Source organism: Sphingobium sp. RS1 (assembly GCF_056156825.1).
In genome coordinates this window covers 1,868,292-1,884,391 of sequence record NZ_JBLZXE010000002.1, presented here as the reverse complement: position 1 = coordinate 1,884,391, position 16,100 = coordinate 1,868,292, and the positions used below count along the sequence as shown (strand labels likewise).

Annotated in this window: 17 protein-coding genes and 1 tRNA gene; 10 read left to right on the top strand and 8 right to left on the bottom strand. The window is 63.3% G+C overall.

Features of this window, described 5'->3' with window-relative positions; translation table 11 throughout:
• Positions 1–72: 72 nt before the first annotated feature.
• The 5 genes from petA (at position 73) to ACNHGR_RS10720 (ending at position 4,511) form a co-directional block, all read left to right on the top strand.
• Positions 73–639, top strand: a complete 567-nt coding sequence (gene petA / locus ACNHGR_RS10740) for a ubiquinol-cytochrome c reductase iron-sulfur subunit (RefSeq protein ID WP_311266801.1) — start codon at positions 73–75, stop codon at positions 637–639.
• A gap of 11 nt (positions 640–650) precedes the next feature.
• The gene (locus tag ACNHGR_RS10735; protein ID WP_184267165.1) at positions 651–1,943 is read left to right on the top strand and encodes a cytochrome b N-terminal domain-containing protein; all 1,293 of its coding nucleotides are present in this window, start codon (positions 651–653) and stop codon (positions 1,941–1,943) included.
• A gap of 14 nt (positions 1,944–1,957) precedes the next feature.
• A complete protein-coding gene (locus ACNHGR_RS10730) occupies positions 1,958–2,809 on the top strand; it encodes a cytochrome c1 (RefSeq protein ID WP_184267163.1) in 852 nt (283 codons plus the stop codon).
• A 74-nt stretch (positions 2,810–2,883) separates the two neighbouring features.
• The gene (locus ACNHGR_RS10725) at positions 2,884–3,420 is read left to right on the top strand and encodes an adenine phosphoribosyltransferase (protein WP_184267161.1); all 537 of its coding nucleotides are present in this window, start codon (positions 2,884–2,886) and stop codon (positions 3,418–3,420) included.
• Positions 3,421–3,464: 44 nt separating this feature from the next.
• On the top strand, positions 3,465–4,511 hold the full coding sequence (locus ACNHGR_RS10720) for an endonuclease/exonuclease/phosphatase family protein (protein ID WP_475285985.1): 1,047 nt from the start codon (positions 3,465–3,467) through the stop codon (positions 4,509–4,511).
• A 4-nt stretch (positions 4,512–4,515) separates the two neighbouring features.
• Here ACNHGR_RS10720 and ACNHGR_RS10715 read toward each other — a convergent pair whose 3' ends face one another.
• The gene (locus ACNHGR_RS10715; protein WP_475285983.1) at positions 4,516–5,145 is read right to left on the bottom strand and encodes a 5'-methylthioadenosine/S-adenosylhomocysteine nucleosidase; all 630 of its coding nucleotides are present in this window, start codon (positions 5,143–5,145) and stop codon (positions 4,516–4,518) included.
• 108 nt (positions 5,146–5,253) lie between these two features.
• Here ACNHGR_RS10715 and ACNHGR_RS10710 point away from each other — a divergent pair, with 108 nt between their 5' ends.
• On the top strand, positions 5,254–5,406 hold the full coding sequence (locus ACNHGR_RS10710) for a hypothetical protein (protein ID WP_184267155.1): 153 nt from the start codon (positions 5,254–5,256) through the stop codon (positions 5,404–5,406).
• Positions 5,407–5,472: 66 nt separating this feature from the next.
• Here ACNHGR_RS10710 and ACNHGR_RS10705 read toward each other — a convergent pair.
• A tRNA-Val gene (locus ACNHGR_RS10705) sits at positions 5,473–5,547 on the bottom strand.
• A 129-nt stretch (positions 5,548–5,676) separates the two neighbouring features.
• On the opposite strand from ACNHGR_RS10705, the gene ACNHGR_RS10700 reads away from it, so the two are divergent.
• Positions 5,677–7,008 (top strand): dicarboxylate/amino acid:cation symporter, encoded by a 1,332-nt coding sequence (locus ACNHGR_RS10700; protein WP_475285981.1) that lies wholly within the window; start codon positions 5,677–5,679, stop codon positions 7,006–7,008.
• Between the two features lie 24 nt (positions 7,009–7,032).
• Here the strand turns inward: ACNHGR_RS10700 and cpdR are convergent, their stop codons facing one another.
• Positions 7,033–7,419 carry a cell cycle two-component system response regulator CpdR gene (gene cpdR / locus ACNHGR_RS10695; protein ID WP_184267151.1) on the bottom strand — a complete coding sequence of 129 codons (387 nt, stop codon included), beginning with the start codon at positions 7,417–7,419 and terminating at the stop codon, positions 7,033–7,035.
• 142 nt (positions 7,420–7,561) lie between these two features.
• Here cpdR and ACNHGR_RS10690 point away from each other — a divergent pair, with 142 nt between their 5' ends.
• On the top strand, positions 7,562–8,455 hold the full coding sequence (locus ACNHGR_RS10690) for an N-formylglutamate amidohydrolase (RefSeq protein WP_475285979.1): 894 nt from the start codon (positions 7,562–7,564) through the stop codon (positions 8,453–8,455).
• Positions 8,456–8,458: 3 nt separating this feature from the next.
• Here ACNHGR_RS10690 and ACNHGR_RS10685 read toward each other — a convergent pair whose 3' ends face one another.
• The 3 genes from ACNHGR_RS10685 to ACNHGR_RS10675 all read right to left on the bottom strand — a co-directional run bounded on the left by ACNHGR_RS10685 (position 8,459) and on the right by ACNHGR_RS10675 (position 12,719).
• On the bottom strand, positions 8,459–10,312 hold the full coding sequence (locus tag ACNHGR_RS10685) for an acyltransferase family protein (protein ID WP_475285977.1): 1,854 nt from the start codon (positions 10,310–10,312) through the stop codon (positions 8,459–8,461).
• 388 nt (positions 10,313–10,700) lie between these two features.
• Positions 10,701–11,720: a class 1 fructose-bisphosphatase gene (locus ACNHGR_RS10680; RefSeq protein ID WP_184267146.1), complete on the bottom strand. Its 1,020-nt coding sequence runs from the start codon at positions 11,718–11,720 to the stop codon at positions 10,701–10,703.
• A 102-nt stretch (positions 11,721–11,822) separates the two neighbouring features.
• Positions 11,823–12,719, bottom strand: coding sequence for a tetratricopeptide repeat protein (locus ACNHGR_RS10675; RefSeq protein WP_475285975.1), 897 nt, complete (start codon positions 12,717–12,719; stop codon positions 11,823–11,825).
• A gap of 142 nt (positions 12,720–12,861) precedes the next feature.
• Here ACNHGR_RS10675 and ACNHGR_RS10670 point away from each other — a divergent pair, with 142 nt between their 5' ends.
• On the top strand, positions 12,862–13,647 hold the full coding sequence (locus ACNHGR_RS10670) for a TerC family protein (RefSeq protein ID WP_475285973.1): 786 nt from the start codon (positions 12,862–12,864) through the stop codon (positions 13,645–13,647).
• 66 nt (positions 13,648–13,713) lie between these two features.
• Positions 13,714–14,046, top strand: coding sequence for a hypothetical protein (locus ACNHGR_RS10665; protein ID WP_475285971.1), 333 nt, complete (start codon positions 13,714–13,716; stop codon positions 14,044–14,046).
• Between the two features lie 121 nt (positions 14,047–14,167).
• Here the strand turns inward: ACNHGR_RS10665 and ACNHGR_RS10660 are convergent, their stop codons facing one another.
• Together ACNHGR_RS10660 and ACNHGR_RS10655 are read right to left on the bottom strand one after the other, a co-directional pair.
• Positions 14,168–15,538: a class II 3-deoxy-7-phosphoheptulonate synthase gene (locus tag ACNHGR_RS10660; RefSeq protein ID WP_475285970.1), complete on the bottom strand. Its 1,371-nt coding sequence runs from the start codon at positions 15,536–15,538 to the stop codon at positions 14,168–14,170.
• A 129-nt stretch (positions 15,539–15,667) separates the two neighbouring features.
• Positions 15,668–16,015, bottom strand: coding sequence for a Rap1a/Tai family immunity protein (locus ACNHGR_RS10655; protein ID WP_475285968.1), 348 nt, complete (start codon positions 16,013–16,015; stop codon positions 15,668–15,670).
• Between the last annotated feature and the right edge of the window lie 85 nt (positions 16,016–16,100).

Genomic DNA, 16,100 nt, shown 5'->3' with positions numbered 1-16,100 from the left:
CAAAACCCTTGATAATCAGCGCCGGTAACGGCATTCCGGTGTGACAGGGAAGTCTTGCAAGGGTAGAGGTGCATGGCGAGCGTTGAACAGATAGACGGTACGGGTCCATCCGGCGAAGATGGCGTACGCCGCCGGGATTTCATCAACATCGCTGCGGTCAGCTTCGCCGGGGTCGGCGCGGTCGCCGTGGTCCTCCCGCTCGTCGACCAGATGAACCCCAGCGCAGACGTGCTGGCGCTCGCGTCGACCGAAGTCGATCTTTCGGCGATCCAGCCGGGCCAGGCGATCAAGACCACTTTCCGTAGTCAGCCGCTGTTCGTGCGCCAGCTGACGCCCAAGGAAATTGCCGAAGCCGACAAGGTGGACCCCTCCACGCTGCGCGACCCGCAGACGCTGGAAGAGCGGACCGTCGACGGCAAGAAGCAGTGGCTGGTGACGATGGGCGTCTGCACCCATCTGGGCTGCGTCCCGCTCGGTGCAGGCGAAGGCGAAAATCGTGGTGAGTTTGGCGGCTATTTCTGCCCCTGCCACGGTTCGTCCTACGACACCGCCGCCCGTATTCGTAAGGGGCCCGCCCCCAAGAACCTGGAAGTGCCGAAGTATAGCTTCACTTCCGACACTGCCATTCTCGTGGGTTGAGGGGGACCGACATGAGCTTTCCTTGGGCTGAGCAATATACCCCCAAGCATCCTGTGATGCAGTGGGTCGATGAGAAGCTGCCGCTGCCGCGTCTCGTCTACAATGCGGTTGGTGCCGGCTATCCGGTCCCGCGCAACCTGAACTATTTCTGGAACTTCGGTGTCCTCGCCGGCCTCGCGCTGGTGATCCAGATCGTCACCGGCGTCATCATGGCGATGCATTATGGCGCCAATGACCTGGTCGCCTTCGGCACCGTCGAACAGACGATGCGCGACGTGAATGCGGGCTGGCTGATGCGCTACGCCCATGCGAACGGCGCCAGCTTCTTCTTCATCGTGGTCTATCTCCACATCTTCCGCGGCCTTTATTTCGGTTCCTACAAGGCGCCCCGCGAAATGGTGTGGCTGCTCGGCCTCGTCATCTTCCTCCTCATGATGGCGACCGCCTTCATGGGCTATGTTCTCCCCTGGGGGCAGATGTCCTACTGGGGCGCGAAGGTGATCACCGGCTTGTTCGGTGCGATCCCGGTCGTGGGTGAGCCGATCCAGACATGGCTGCTGGGCGGCTTTGCCCCCGGCAATGCCTCGCTGAACCGCTTCTTCTCGCTGCACTTCCTGCTGCCCTTCGTGATTGCCGGCGTCATCATCCTGCACATCTGGGCGCTCCACATTCCGGGTTCCTCGAACCCGACCGGCGTGGAAGTGAAGGGGCCGCAGGATACGGTGCCGTTCCATCCCTATTACACCGCCAAGGATGGCTTCGGCGCTGGCGTCTTCCTGATCGCCTTCTCGATCCTGCTGTTCTTCGCGCCCAACTTCCTGGGCCACCCGGACAATTATATCGAGGCGAACCCGCTTTCGACCCCCGCGCATATCGTGCCGGAATGGTATTTCTGGCCCTTCTACGCGATCCTGCGCGCCTTCACCGTGGACTTCTTCTTCGTCCCCGCGAAGCTGTTGGGCGTGCTGGCGATGTTCGCATCGATCCTGCTGCTGTTCTTCCTGCCCTGGCTGGATACCTCGCCGGTGCGGTCGGGCCGTTATCGCCCGATGTTCCGGAAGTTCTGGTGGATCCTGCTCGCGGACGTGGCCGTGCTGGGCTATTGCGGTGGTGCGCCGGCGGCGGAGCCCTTCGTGATGATCTCGCAGATCGCGGCGGCTTATTATTTCGCCCACTTCCTCATCATCCTTCCGCTGATCGCGCGCTTTGAAAAGCCGCTGCCACTGCCCGGTTCGATCACCGAATCCGTGCTGGCGAAATATGGCAAGTCCGACGGCGAATCCGCCGCGGTTCCGGCCGAATAAGGGGGTAGACAGATATGGTTCGCATCGGCGCATTTCTCGTCGGCCTCTTCTTTGCCGGCTGGCTGTTCATCTCCTTCCTCGTAGGGGCCTATTCCTACGTGACGGAGCCGCCGGCAGCCACGGTGGAGCATGAATTCCATCTGGCCCCCAAGCACGTCGCCTTCTCGTTCGACGGGCCTTTCGGCAAATATGACAAGCAGCAGCTCCAGCGCGGCTTCCAGGTGTTCAAGGAAGTCTGCTCGGCCTGCCACAGCCTGAAGTTCGTCGCTTTCCGCGATCTCGAGGCGCTCGGCTATAACGAAGCCGAAGTGAAGGCGATCGCGAAGCAATGGGCGATCAAGACGCCGTCGGTCGATCCCGCCACCGGCGAAGCCTCGACCCGCGATCCGGTCCCGGCCGATCACTTCCCCAAGCCCTTCGCGAACAATGTCGCGGCGGCGGCGGCGAACAACAATGCGATCCCGCCGGATTTGTCGCTGATGACCAAGGCCCGCCACCATGGCAGCGCCTATGTCTATTCGCTGCTGACGGGGTTCCAGGAACAGCCGGCTGAACTGCTCAAGCATTTCCCGGACGCCAAGACGCCGGAGGGGCTGCACTACAACCCCTATTTCGCCAACCTGAACCTCGCCATGGCGCCGCCGCTGTCGGCCGAAGGTCAGGTAACCTATGGCGACGGCACCAAGGCGACCGTGGACCAGATGGCGCAGGACGTAGCGGCCTTCCTGACCTGGACTGCCGAACCCAAGCTGGAAAACCGCCATCGCGCGGGTCTGGCGGCGATCATCTTCCTGCTGATCGCCACGGGCCTGGCCTATATGTCCTATCAGAATATCTGGGCGGACAAGAAAAAGGCCGCTGCCTGACGATCTGAGGTCTGGGACAAAATGACAGGGCGCGGTTCCTTGAGGGGGCCGCGCCCTTTCTCTATGGAGGCGGCATGAGCATCGACAGCCTGACGGCCCTGATCCGCACCATTCCCGACTTCCCCAAGCCGGGCATCATGTTCCGTGACGTGACGACATTGCTGGCTGACGGCCCCGGCTTTGCCGAACTGGTCGACCGGCTGGTCACTGTCGCCCGACCGCTGGACGCCGACCTGATCGTCGGAATCGAGGCGCGCGGCTTCATCCTCGGCGCGGCACTTGCCCATGCGCTTGGCAAGGGCTTCGTGCCGGTGCGCAAGAAGGGCAAGCTGCCCGGCAAGGTCGTGGGTATCGACTATGTTCTGGAATATGGCACCGACCGGCTGGAACTGCATGAAGGGCAGGTGCCGCAGGGCGCCCGCGTGATCTTGGTAGACGATCTGATTGCGACCGGCGGGACGGCGCTCGCCGCGGCGCAACTGTTGCGTGAACAGGGCGCCAGCGTGCTCATGGCGCTGTTCGCGGTCGACCTGCCTGACCTTGGTGGCAAGGCGGCATTGGAGGCCGACGGCGTAGCGTCTCAGGCGCTGATTGCCTTCGAGGGCGAATAGGCCGGGCGAGGCCCATGGCAGCGCTACAGCGATGGATGAGCGGCATGCAGAGGGCGGCGCTGGCGTTGGCCCTGCTGACGACCGGTTGTGCCACGCCGCTTCCACGCCACGCCCTGAGTTGCGCGGAGGCAACGCCGCCCATCCTCGCCGCGCCTGACAGGGAGCGTGTCACCACGACCCTGACGGTCCTCACCTATAATATCGAGGGTCTGGGCTGGCCCGCGCGATCGGGCCGCGCCTCGTCCCTGCGTGCCATCGGCGAACGGCTGGCGGCCATGCGCGCGGAGGGGCGAGCGCCCGATATCATCCTGTTCCAGGAAATGTTCAGCGGCGCGGCCAAGCAGGCGATCGCCGCCACCGGCTATCCCGCTATCGTCACCGGCCCGCGCCGGACCACTCGTGCGCAGGGCGTGACGAAGGAATCGCTGCCCGGTCGCTCTCACATCAAGCGTGGCGAAGTCGGCCTGCATCTGACCGGCAGCGGCCTTGCCATCGCCTCGCGCTATCCCATCGTCCATGTCGATATGCATGCCTATGGCCGCCGCTCCTGCGCGGGGATCGATTGCCTCGCCAACAAGGGGATCATGCTGGCGCGCATCGCCATCCCCGGCGTACCGACGCCGATCGACATATACGACACTCATATGAACAGTCGCGGCGCTTCCCGTGCACCCGCGCATCGCAATCTTGCCGCGCATGATCGCCAGTCGCTCGAAGCCTCGGCCTTCATCGATCGCAGCCATGAGGACGCCTATCCGCTGATCTTCGGCGGCGACTTCAACATGCGCCACTCCGAATCGCGCTGGGAAAATTTTTCGCGCTACCAGTCGCTCAATCTGGTCCATCGCGTCTGCGCCGATCCCGCATCGGGCTGCGACGTGCGCATGTCCTGGGATGGTGATGAACCCTGGATGGACACGCAGGATCTGCAATTTTTCTGGCCGGGAGAGACGGTGTCCGTCCGCCCGATTCGCGTCGAGGCGATGTTCGACGGCGGGCCCAGCGGTCCCGAACTGTCGGATCATGACGGTTTTCTGGTCACCTATCAGCTATCCTGGCCTCGAAAGGCCCCCATGGCCGGTGGCTGCTGACGGTTCAGGCGGTCGTGCGCCCCAGCGCATCAGGAAGCATGTCTACCACCTTTGCCAGCCGCTCGTCGATCAGGCCCAGTAACTCCATCCAGCCATGGATATGATCGAGTTCACCCGGTCCATCCGATACGCCCCTTAGCCCCGTCAGTGGCACGCCGAACCGCTCGCAGGCCCGCGCCACCGCGAATGTCTCCATATCCACCATGTCCGCGTCGATTGCGGCATAGTCCTCGCCCCCCACGACATTGGCGCCGGTCGACAGCCTTACTGCTGGCAGGGCGAGCGGCGTCACCAGCGGCACATCGACCGGATGATCGGTCAACGGCGTGACGCCCTTGGTAAAGCCCAGGCGTGAGGCGTCCATGTCGCGCCATGACACGCTGGCGATCTGGAAAATCTCGCCGAGCGGGCAACGGCGCGATCCGGCCGATCCCAGGCAAACGACCAGATCGGGCAGTGCTTGCTGGCGCTCCAGTTCCTGCAGCGCCATACCGGTCGCCAACGCTGCTTCGACGGGGCCGACGCCGGTCAGCAACGGCCTGAAGCGTGCGCGCAGGTGCGGGCCATATTCCGCCTCCACCGCCATCACGAACAGCAGTCGCTGCCCGCCGATCATTTCGCACGCTATCGCCATGTCCGCTCCGATCCTTCGCATTGCCAGTCTGTAATGTTCGGGTCACCCCCGTGACATCCGCAAGGCTTATAGTCGAGCCCGTGTTTGTCTCTTGAGTTGATCCTGCCCATGTCCGTCCTGCTTTCTCTTCCCGTCCGGTCCTTCGATGACGAAACCATTACCGCCGCCGACATCGTCGCCTGGGCGAAGGTCGAGCGCGCCCTGTCGGCCAAGCGCGAAGCGTGCCGGAAATTGGGCGAGGGCAAGGTCGCCTCGCGCTGATCGGGGGGCTGGTAAGGCCAGAAAAGAGAAAGCCCGCCGCTTCGAAAGAAGCGACGGGCTTTGTCATGGTGGGCGTGGCAAGGATTGAACTTGCGACCCCTGCGATGTCAACACAGTGCTCTACCACTGAGCTACACGCCCGCCGTGGAGGGGGCCAATAACGAGGGTCTGTGACTCGCGCAAGCAGGAAATTGAAACAGGTCGATATTCTTCTGGACAGGGCAGGGGCCGCCCATATGCTGCGAGGCAAACAGGGGGACGCCGACCATCATGCTGCCATCGCCAACTTCGCCGGTTCAGGCGTCGCCACGGCTGCCTTTCTACCGCCAGCTTTATGTTCAGGTTCTGGCCGCGATCGCGCTGGGCGTACTGATCGGCCATGTCTGGCCCGATGCCGGCCAGCAACTGAAGCCGCTGGGCGAAGCCTTCATCAAGCTGGTGAAGATGGTGATTGCCCCGGTTATCTTCCTGACCATCGTCACCGGCATTGCCGGCATGAAGGAACTGGGCGCGATCGGCCGGGTGGCGGCCAAGGCTTTCGCCTATTTTCTGACCTTTTCCACGCTGGCGCTGGTTGTCGGGTTGATCGTCGCCAATCTCATTCAGCCGGGCGCGGGCCTCAACATCGATCCCGCGACGCTTGATGCTGGCAAAGTCGCGGATTACGCCCATCAGGCGCATGAGCGGACGCTCACGGGCTTTCTGATGAGCATCATCCCCTCGACCATGGTGTCCGCCGTAGCGGACGGCAATATCCTCCAGGTTCTGTTCGTCGCCATCCTCTTCGGGATCGCGCTGACCCTGATCGGGGACAAGGCGCAACCGCTGATGACCGTGCTCGAAGCGGCCAGCCATGCGGTGTTCAAACTGGTGTCGATCCTGATGAAGGCGGCGCCGATCGGGGCCTTTGGCGCCATGGCCTTCACCATTGCCGAATATGGCGTCGGCACCCTTGCCAATCTGGCCGGGCTGGTCGCGACCTTCTACCTGACCTCCTTGCTGTTCGTGCTGGTAGTGCTGGGCACGGTCGCCTGGGCGGTGGGCTTCAACATCCTTCATCTGATCCGCTATCTGAAGGCGGAACTGCTGCTCGTCCTGGGCACATCCTCGTCCGAAGCAGCGCTGCCCAGCCTGATCGAGAAGATGGAGCGTGCCGGTTGCCGCAAGTCGGTGGTCGGACTGGTCGTGCCGACCGGCTACAGCTTCAACCTCGACGGCACTAATATCTACATGACGCTGGCGGCGCTGTTCATCGCCCAGGCATGCAATGTGCATCTGAGCCTGGAGCAACAGATCTTGCTGCTGCTGGTGGCGATGATTTCGTCCAAGGGAGCGGCGGGCGTGACCGGGGCGGGTTTCATAACCCTGGCGGCGACGCTGTCGATCGTCCCGTCGGTGCCGGTGGCGGGAATGACCCTGATTCTGGGCGTCGATCGCTTCATGAGCGAGGTGCGCGCGCTGACCAACTTCGTCGGCAATGCCGTGGCGACGGTGGTGGTATCGGTATGGGAAAAGGGGCTGGACCGCGAACGGTTCAGTGCCGCCATGGCCGGTGTTCCGCTCGACCCGACGCCCGACATGCAGGAAGTCGTGCCCGACTAAAGCCAGGCATCGTTTCCCGGCAAATCAGGGCGTGTCGGTCGATGCCGGCACGCTCTCGCTGCCGAACATGCGTTCGACCTCCAGTACCAGGTCGCGCAGGTGGAAGGGTTTGGACAGTACCTTGGCCTGCGGCACCGCCTTGCCAGCCTTCAGCGTGACCGCGGCGAAGCCGGTGATGAACATGATCCGCATGTCGGGTGCGACCGATGCGGCATGCTGCGCCAGTTCGATCCCGTCCATTTCGGGCATGACGATGTCGGTCAACAAGAGGTCGAACCGGTCCGATTCGATATGCGGCACGGCATCCCGCCCGGTCGCTACCGATATGACCTCATAGCCTGACCGTTCCAGCGCACGGGCCAGATAGACCCGCATGCTTTCGTCATCTTCGGCCAATAAAATGCGAATCATTGCCCCCAACATTCCAATACGGCCGTCCCACGGCGCTTGGCGCCGATCCGACAGGGTGGCGCGAAGCCCGCTTATATGCGACAAGGTTTAAATATTTGCCAGCCGGGTAACCTTTTTTGGCGGGCCGGTGAAAGGAGCCGCATTGGATCATCCCGCGCCGTGTTGCCCGACCCTTAGCGAGACAGCTTTCGACCTTTATGGTCCGGCTCTGCCTGACCGACCGATCATCCTGTCGGTTCCCCATGCCGGGCGGGCCTATGATGAGGATCTGCTCGCCGCGGCCCGCGTCCAGCCGCCCATCTTGCGCCGGCTGGAGGATCGCTGGGTCGACCTCCTTGCCCACCCGCTGATCGCGCGCGGTTTTTCGGTCCTCGTCGCCCGCACGCCACGCGCCATGATCGACCTGAACCGGCATGAGCGCGAGATCGATCCCGGCATGATTGCCGACCTGCCGCGCGATGCCACTTTGCAGAGCAGCGCCAAGCTGCGCGGCGGCCTCGGCCTTTTTCCGCGCCGCCTGCCTGGCGCGCATGACTTGTGGCGCGGGCCGATGCGCTGGGCAGAAGCGTGCCGCCGGATCGAGAAGCTGCACCGGCCCTATCATGCCCGACTGGCAGACATGCTGGTCGCCGCGCGGCAGGCGCACGGTCATGCGATCCTGCTCGACCTCCATTCCATGCCGCCGCTGGCGCCACCCGCCGCCGGCCAGCCGGCCCCGAACATGGTGCTGGGTGACCGGTTCGGACGTAGCGCTTCGACCCGGTTGATGACGCTGGCGGCCGACGTTGCGACCGGGCATGGCCTTATCGTCGCGCAAAATCATCCCTATGCCGGCGATCATATGGTCGATCGGCATGGCCGGCCGGAACAGGCTATTCACGCGCTTCAGGTGGAGATCGACCGGGCGCTTTATCTGGATGTCATGCTGGATCGGCCGGGGCCGGGGGTCGCGCGGATGCAGACGGTCGTGACGCGCATGGTCGAGGCGCTGGCGGCGGAACTGCCGCGTGCTGGCTATGCTCTCGCCGCTGAATAGGATTTAGCGTGCCGCGATTATCAGGCGCGCGCCCGCCACGCTCAGATGGTGCGAATCGAAATAGAGCGGTTTACCGCCTTGTTCGATCAGGCACTTGCCGCTGGAACAAAGGGCGGCGACCGGATCGATCAGCCCGACGCCCTTCGCCAGCCAGCGGGCGAACAAAGCACGCAAATGCACGGTCCGCGCCTCCACCCAGGTCCGATCGACGCCGCGTGCCTCCTGCAATCGTCCCGCCCGCGCCAGATGGGCGAGGTGACGCGGCACATCGAAGGATTGCGGCGGCACCGGTCCGATCAGCACGACCTGCCGCCCCTCGGCGCGGAGGTCGGCGATGGTGCGATCCAACCTGTTTACGAAGGCAGGATCGTCATATGCGCCGTTGGCCCAGAAGGCCGCGAGATAGACGCGCCTGATGGCCGGATTGGCACGGATTGCGGCGAAGGTGGCGCGGTTGGCGGCGGCACAGCGCGGGTCCCTCGCCTCAAATTCCAGCACGGGCGGACAGCTCGATGTCGTACTCTCGATCAGCGAGTGGTTTTCGGCCCGAGCTGTCAGCGACAGGGCATAGGCCAGTTCGACGCCATGGCTGTCCCCCCACAATAGCGCGTCGGGCGGGACCGCGGCGCCCAGGGTGCAGGGCGTCGCGCCCCGCATATAGCTGTCATGACATTGCTTGCGCGTGGGTGCGAAATCCCGCTGCCCGGCCATCTGCGCCAGCACTTGCGGCGTAAAGCGCGACGACCAGCCGCCCATGGCCATCAGCGCCAGTGACAGCATGCAGAGGATTGCCATGGCTGCGGCGGTAAACCGGAAAATGATCTTCGCAGGCATGCGCTGCGCATCGCGGAAGGGGCGCTCGACAAAGCGCCAGGATGCCGTCCCGGCGAGCAGCGCTGCGCCGATGACCGCAAACCGTGTCCCGCCGGACAGCGGAGCGTCGGTCGCATATTCGGTGAAGACGATCAGCGGCCAGTGCCACAGATAGAGCGAGTAGGAGATGAGGCCGACCCCCACCATCGGTCCCCAGCCGAGCAGCTTGCCGACGGACGTGCCCGGCGCCGCGTGGATCAGCGCCGCGGCACCCAGAACCGGGGCGAGCGCCGTGACGCCGGGAAAGACGGTGTTGCGATCATAAAGGGTGACGGAGAGCGCAACCGCTACGAGGCCACTCCACGCAACGAGTTCGCGCAGCCAGCGCGGTCGCAGTGCAGGCACGGCGCCCAGCGCCAGCAGCGCGCCAGCGAACAATTCCCAGGCGCGGGTGGGCAGCAGGTAGAAGGTGAAGCCACTGGTATCGCGCTGCATGACGATGGCGATCGCCAGCGACAGGGCAGTGATTCCCGCCACCACTGCGGTCCGCCGGCGCGGTGCGAAGCGGGCGAGCAGCATCAGCAGGATGGGGAAGCCAATATAATATTGTTCTTCCACCGCCAGCGACCATGTGTGGAGCAGCGGCTTCACATCCGCGCCGCCGGAAAAATAGCCGGTGTCGGTAAAGAACCAGAGGTTCGATGCGAACAAGGTTGCGGCCAGCGCGGACCGGGGCACGCCCTCCAGATCGCCGGGCAGATATAGCCAGGCTGCCGCCGCCAATACTGTCAGGATCATCAGCGCCAGGGCGGGCATGATCCGGCGGAAACGGCGTTCGTAGAAGCGGGCGAGGGAGAAGCGGCCTTCATCGACTTCGCGGGCGATGATGCCGGTAATCAGATAGCCCGAAATGACGAAGAAGATGTCCACGCCGACATAGCCGCCGGAAAAGCCGGGGACATGGGCATGGAACAGCAGCACCGGCAGGATAGCGAGCGCGCGCAGCCCGTCAATGTCGCGGCGATAGCGAATCGCGCTGGTCATATGGGGAGCCGGGCCGTGCATCGGTGCGGCCTAGCAGCCAAGCCCTGACATTTGCTTATCGTCGCGACTCGGGAATGAACGGCGCCTGACGCTTCGATCGGCAATGGATTGCATTTGATGCAACCATGGTTTCGCCCTTCGCATTTGCGAAAATCCAGCCGGGAAGACAAAAGGGCTGTGCCTTTCAGGCATCCTCTCCTAAAAACTTTCAGGCTGATCTTGCGATCAGCCTTTTTTTTGTCACCCGCTTAGGGTAGAGCCAGATCGCTGTCTGGCGCGCCATATAAAAAGTTTCTGGAGAGGAGCCGCCGGTTAAGACCGGCAAGGCGAGCCGAAGCAAGGGGGATTGAGCGGAAACGCTCTCCCCCTTTTTTCTTGCCTGCTGGGCTCAGGCCGCCGCGGCTTCCTCGACGCCATAGGCCACGACCGCTTCCACCTCGGCCTTGTCGCCCAGCACCACGCCGACGCGCTGGTGCAGCCCCTTGGCGGGCACGTCCATGATCGGCATGAAGCCGTCGCTCGCCGCGCCGCCGGCCTGCTCGATCAGATAGCTCATCGGATTGGCTTCGTACATCAGGCGCAGCTTGGCCTTGCCGGGGGTGCGATCGTCATAGGGGTACATGAAGATGCCGCCGCGCTTCAGGATGCGATGCACGTCCGCCACCATCGAAGCGGTCCAGCGCATGTTGTAATCCTTGCCGCACGGCCCGGCGCCCCCGGCGACGCGCTCGTCGACATAACGGGTGATGGCGGGCGACCATTGGCGGCGGTTCGACATGTTGATGGCGAATTCGCACTTGCCCTGCGGCATCTTCATGTCGGGATCGGTCATGACCCAGCTGCCGACTTCGCGGTCCAGCGTGAATTCATAGACGCCGGTGCCGACGCTGAGCACCAGCAAGGTCTGCGGACCATAGATGGCATAGCCGGCGGCGACCTGCTGGCGGCCGTCTTGGAGGAAATCTTCCTCGGTGACGTCGCGGCCGGCGCAGCCTTCGGGGGCTTTCAGCACGGAGAAGATGGTACCGACCGACAGGTCGACGTCGATATTGCTGGACCCGTCGATCGGATCGAACAGCATCAGATATTCGCCCTTGGGATAGCGGTTGGGGATGGGATAGATGGTTTCCATCTCTTCCGACGCCATCGCGGCGAGGTGGCCACCCCATTCATTCGCGTCGAGCAGCAATTCGTTGGCGATCACGTCCAGCTTCTTCTGCACTTCGCCCTGCACATTTTCGCTGTCCAGGCTGCCCAGCACTTCGCCCAGCGCGCCCTTGCTGACCGAATGGCTGATCGTCTTGCACGCGCGGGCGACGGTTTCGATCAGCAGGCGCAGTTCACCGGGCAGGGCATTGGCGTTGCGTTGCTGTTCGATCAGGAAACGGGTCAGGGTGGTCCGGGACATATGCCGCCTTTCGCAAGGGTTGGGTTGCGGCTGCACGCCGCGGCAATGGGGGAAGAACGGCCCGTCGCTACGGCACCCGTCCGATCAAGTCCAGCCGAAGCATCAGCCGCCGGCCGCACGCCGTTTCGCGTCGTCGCGGCCGACGGTCAGGTCGCGCACTCGCGTCGCATCCTCCTGCGCGCCGCCGGCCTGGCCATAGAAACGCTCGGCCCGGACATAGTCGCCGGTCCGTTCCGCACACAGGCCAAGGTTGAACAGCAGGGATGGATGGCCCGGCAGGGTCCGGTCCATCTCTGCCCATGTGGTACAGGCGGCGACGGGATCGCGCTGCGACAGGCGGATACTGTCCTTGAATGCCTGTCCAACCGCCTTGTCCATGCCCTCGCGCCCTTCGCGCAGGCGGATGCGATAATCCTCATGGCGCGGCATGATGTCGTCGACAAAACGGTCGGCGGCGGTCCGTACCATCCTGGCGATACGGTCCTTGGGGCTGGGCTTGCCCTTTTCGCCGGGGCAGGTGGTGATGATGTCGGTCTGCGGCCGGGTCTGGGTGTAGAGGATGCGTCCATCGTCGCTGCGCGCGATTCGCAGGGTAGAAGAAAAGCTGATCGTTTCCTGCAGGCAGACGGCCTCCACCTTTTCCCTGCGCACGCATTTGTCGCCCTGCTTTTCCGCGCATTGCTCGACCTTGCGCTTGACGTCGCTTTCCCGGACCGATGCATCGGCCATGCCCGACACCAGCGCATCGGCCTCCGGCCCACGCCGCGACAGGGCAATGAGGTCATAATAGGGTTGCCCGTCGGGACCGCGCCGGCTGAGGTCCGCTTCGATCGCCAGCCCTAATGCCATGCCGTCGCGACCGGTGATCCGGTCGATGCCGATGCTGCGGGCCAGGCTGACGTCGTGATAGGCGGCGGGAAAATGGCCATTCATTTCGAAGACTTCGGCATGAACCGGTGCGGCAACAGCCAGTGCCGCCAGAAAAAGCGCGATACGCATGGATGATCCCCCAAGATCCAACGGTCCAGCATTAGAAACTGCGCCGCCGGGCATCAAGCAGCAACAAAGGAACGCTAGTCCTTTTCTGCCGTTTCGTTACGCTGCCGGATAGTCGTGACGACCGGGCGCAATAGAGGATGATATGGACAGTCTGATTACCGCCTTCACCGACCCAACCGCTCTGGCCGCGCTCATTGCGCTGGTGGTTATGGAGGTGGTGCTGGGCATCGACAATCTGGTCTTCATTTCCATCCTGACCAACAAGCTGCCCGAAGCGCAGCGACCCAAGGCGCGCAAGATCGGCATCGGGCTGGCGCTGGCGATGCGCCTCGTCCTGCTGTCGATGATCGCCTGGATCGTGGGGCTGACGCAGCCGGTGTTCGATCTCGGCATTTCCGGTCCGCTCGACCAGCATGGCGCGCCGACATTCGAAACCGAATTTTCCTGGCGCGACATGATCCTGATCGGCGGCGGCCTGTTCCTGATCTGGAAGGCTACCAAGGAAATCCATCATAGCGTCGATCCGGCGCCGGCCGACGGCGTGCTGGACAAGAAGGGGCTGGCGACGATCACGTTCGGCGCGGCCATCACCCAGATCATCCTGCTCGACATGATCTTCTCGCTCGACTCGATCCTGACGGCGGTGGGCATGACGGACAATCTGGCGGTCATGTATATTGCCGTGATCGTGGCGGTGACGGTGATGCTGATCGCGGCCGATCCGCTCGCCAATTTCATCGCGAAGAACCCGACCGTGGTGATGCTGGCGCTGGGCTTCCTGCTGATGATCGGCGCGGTGCTGATCGCCGACGGCTTCGGCGTGCATGTGCCCAAGGGCTATATCTACGCTGCCATGGCCTTTTCGACGCTGGTGGAATGTCTCAATATCTTTGCCCGCAAGGCGCAGAAACGGCGCGGCGCAGAATAGGGGCGACGGCAGGATGTGGACTGGCGACCATTTGCAGAAATTCGGTCACATGATCATAAAGCCGTGATGCAGAAATTCAGCCGTTATATGACCTTGGTGCTGATCACGCTGCTCATTGCCGCTGGATTGATGATAGCAAGGCTCTATCCACTAGCGAATGCTACTGCCATCCAACCGGGTGATCAGCCTGTCGTGAGCGACGCTTTGAACGACGCGCAAAAACTATTCCGCTCGGAAGCCATTAATAACGCTACCAGATTGCCCGTGGTCATGCGGATGTCTGATCGCACATGCGTCGAGTTACGCCCATATTCAAAGGCTCCCGCTGGCACCTACTTGGCTTGCTACGATAATCGCAACGGTCACCTTATCGAGGAAAAGGCAACCGGTGGCCATTGAACGTCCGAAAGCGACGAAAAATCGCGAAAATCGGACATTCCACTACCACCCTAATTTGCCCGGTGCCCGGCGCCTAAAAGCAAACGGGGCCGGATCTTGCGATCCGGCCCCGTTTTTTCCATCAGGCCGCGGCGCGGCGTTCCTTCAGTTCCTCGTTCAGCATTTCCGCGAGCAGGAAAGCGAGTTCGAGGCTCTGCGCCGCGTTCAAACGCGGGTCGCAATGAGTGTGGTAGCGATCGGCCAGCCCTTCGTCGGTGATGGCGATGGCGCCGCCGGTGCACTCCGTCACATTCTGCCCGGTCATTTCAGCGTGGATGCCACCGCCGAAGCTGCCTTCGGCGCGGTGCACGGCGAAGAAGCCGCGCACTTCGGCCAGGATGCGATCGAACGGCCGCGTCTTGTAGCCGTTGGCCGCCTTGATGACATTGCCGTGCATCGGGTCGCAGGACCAGATGACCGAATGACCTTCGCGCAGCACGGCGCGCACCAGCTTGGGCAGGCCGGCCTCGATCTTGTCATGGCCATAGCGGGTGATGAGCGTGATGCGCCCGGCTTCCCGTTTCGGGTTCAGCGTGTCGAGCAGGCGTAGCAGGGCGTCTGGCTCCAGCGACGGACCGCATTTCAGGCCGATCGGATTGCCGATGCCGCGCAGATATTCGACATGGGCCGATCCTTCGAACCGGGTGCGGTCGCCGATCCACAGCATATGCGCCGACGTGTCGTACCAGTCGCCGGTCAGGCTGTCCTGACGGGTCAGCGCCTGCTCGAACGGCAGCAGCAGCGCTTCATGGCTGGTGTAGAAGCTCGTCCCGCCAAGCTGCGGCACGGTTTCCGCGTCCAGACCACAGGCGCGCATGAAGTCGAGCGCCTGACCGATCTGGTCGGCCATCGCCTCGAACTTCGCGGCCCAGGGGCTGCGGCCCATGAAATCGAGCATCCAGCCATGGACGCGATCCAGCGACGCATAGCCGCCGGTCGAGAAGGCGCGCACCAGATTGAGCGTCGCCGCCGACTGGTTGTACGCCTGCACCATCCGCTGCGGATTCGGTTCGCGGGCTTCGGGCGTGAAGGCGATGTCGTTGACATTGTCGCCGCGATAGCTGGGCAGTTCTACGCCATTGATCGTCTCGGTATCGGCCGAGCGGGGCTTGGCGAACTGGCCCGCCATCCGGCCGACCTTCACCACCGGCAGCTTCGACGCGAAGGTCAGCACTACCGCCATCTGGAGCAGCACGCGGAAGGTGTCGCGGATATTGTTCGGGTGGAACTCCGCGAAGCTTTCGGCGCAGTCGCCGCCCTGCAACAGGAAGGCGTCGCCGGTCACGACCTTCGCCAGGTCCGCCTTCAAATTCCGTGCCTCGCCCGCAAAGACGAGGGGCGGAAACTGGCCAAGCTGGGCCTCTACCGACGCCAGGGCGTCTGCATCCCGATAAAAGGGCATCTGGATGCCCTTATGCTCCCGCCAGCTTTCCGGCGTCCACTTCGCCGCCACGTCGAGTCTCCTTCACACAAGATAAAATAGGCGCCGCCACTACGCTTGTCTGGGTGGCAAGGCAAGAATGTACCAGTTAGGCCATGGGCGCGCGCAATGAATTGTCGCGATCAGGCTAATCGGCTCGCTCTATTTCGTGCAGGGCCAGCGTTCGTTCAAGGCCACGCTGACGAGGACCGAGGCGGGCGCCTTGCGCTGGTCGGGCCAGCGTTCGAGATAGGCGATGACGGTCCTGCGCGCATCCTCCGCGCTCATCCGGTCGGGCCAGCAGACCGGGCGCGTGCGGCCGATGAACATGTCCTTGCGAATGCCATCGACCACGCCGACGATATAGGCTGTGCAGGCGAGCGCATATTCGGGCGCCTTGGTGCGGCATTTGGCCAGCAAAGTGGTGCCGGTTTCGAACATGAACGTCTGCGCCCCGACCGGGGTGGGCGACGCGGCGATCATAACGGCGGAAAGGCAGAGAAAACGCATCAAATTTATCCACCATCACCGCCGGGCCACAGCCTTCTACCATAGTGCTCCTGCGAAAGCAGGAGCCCAGGATACAGGGCGATGC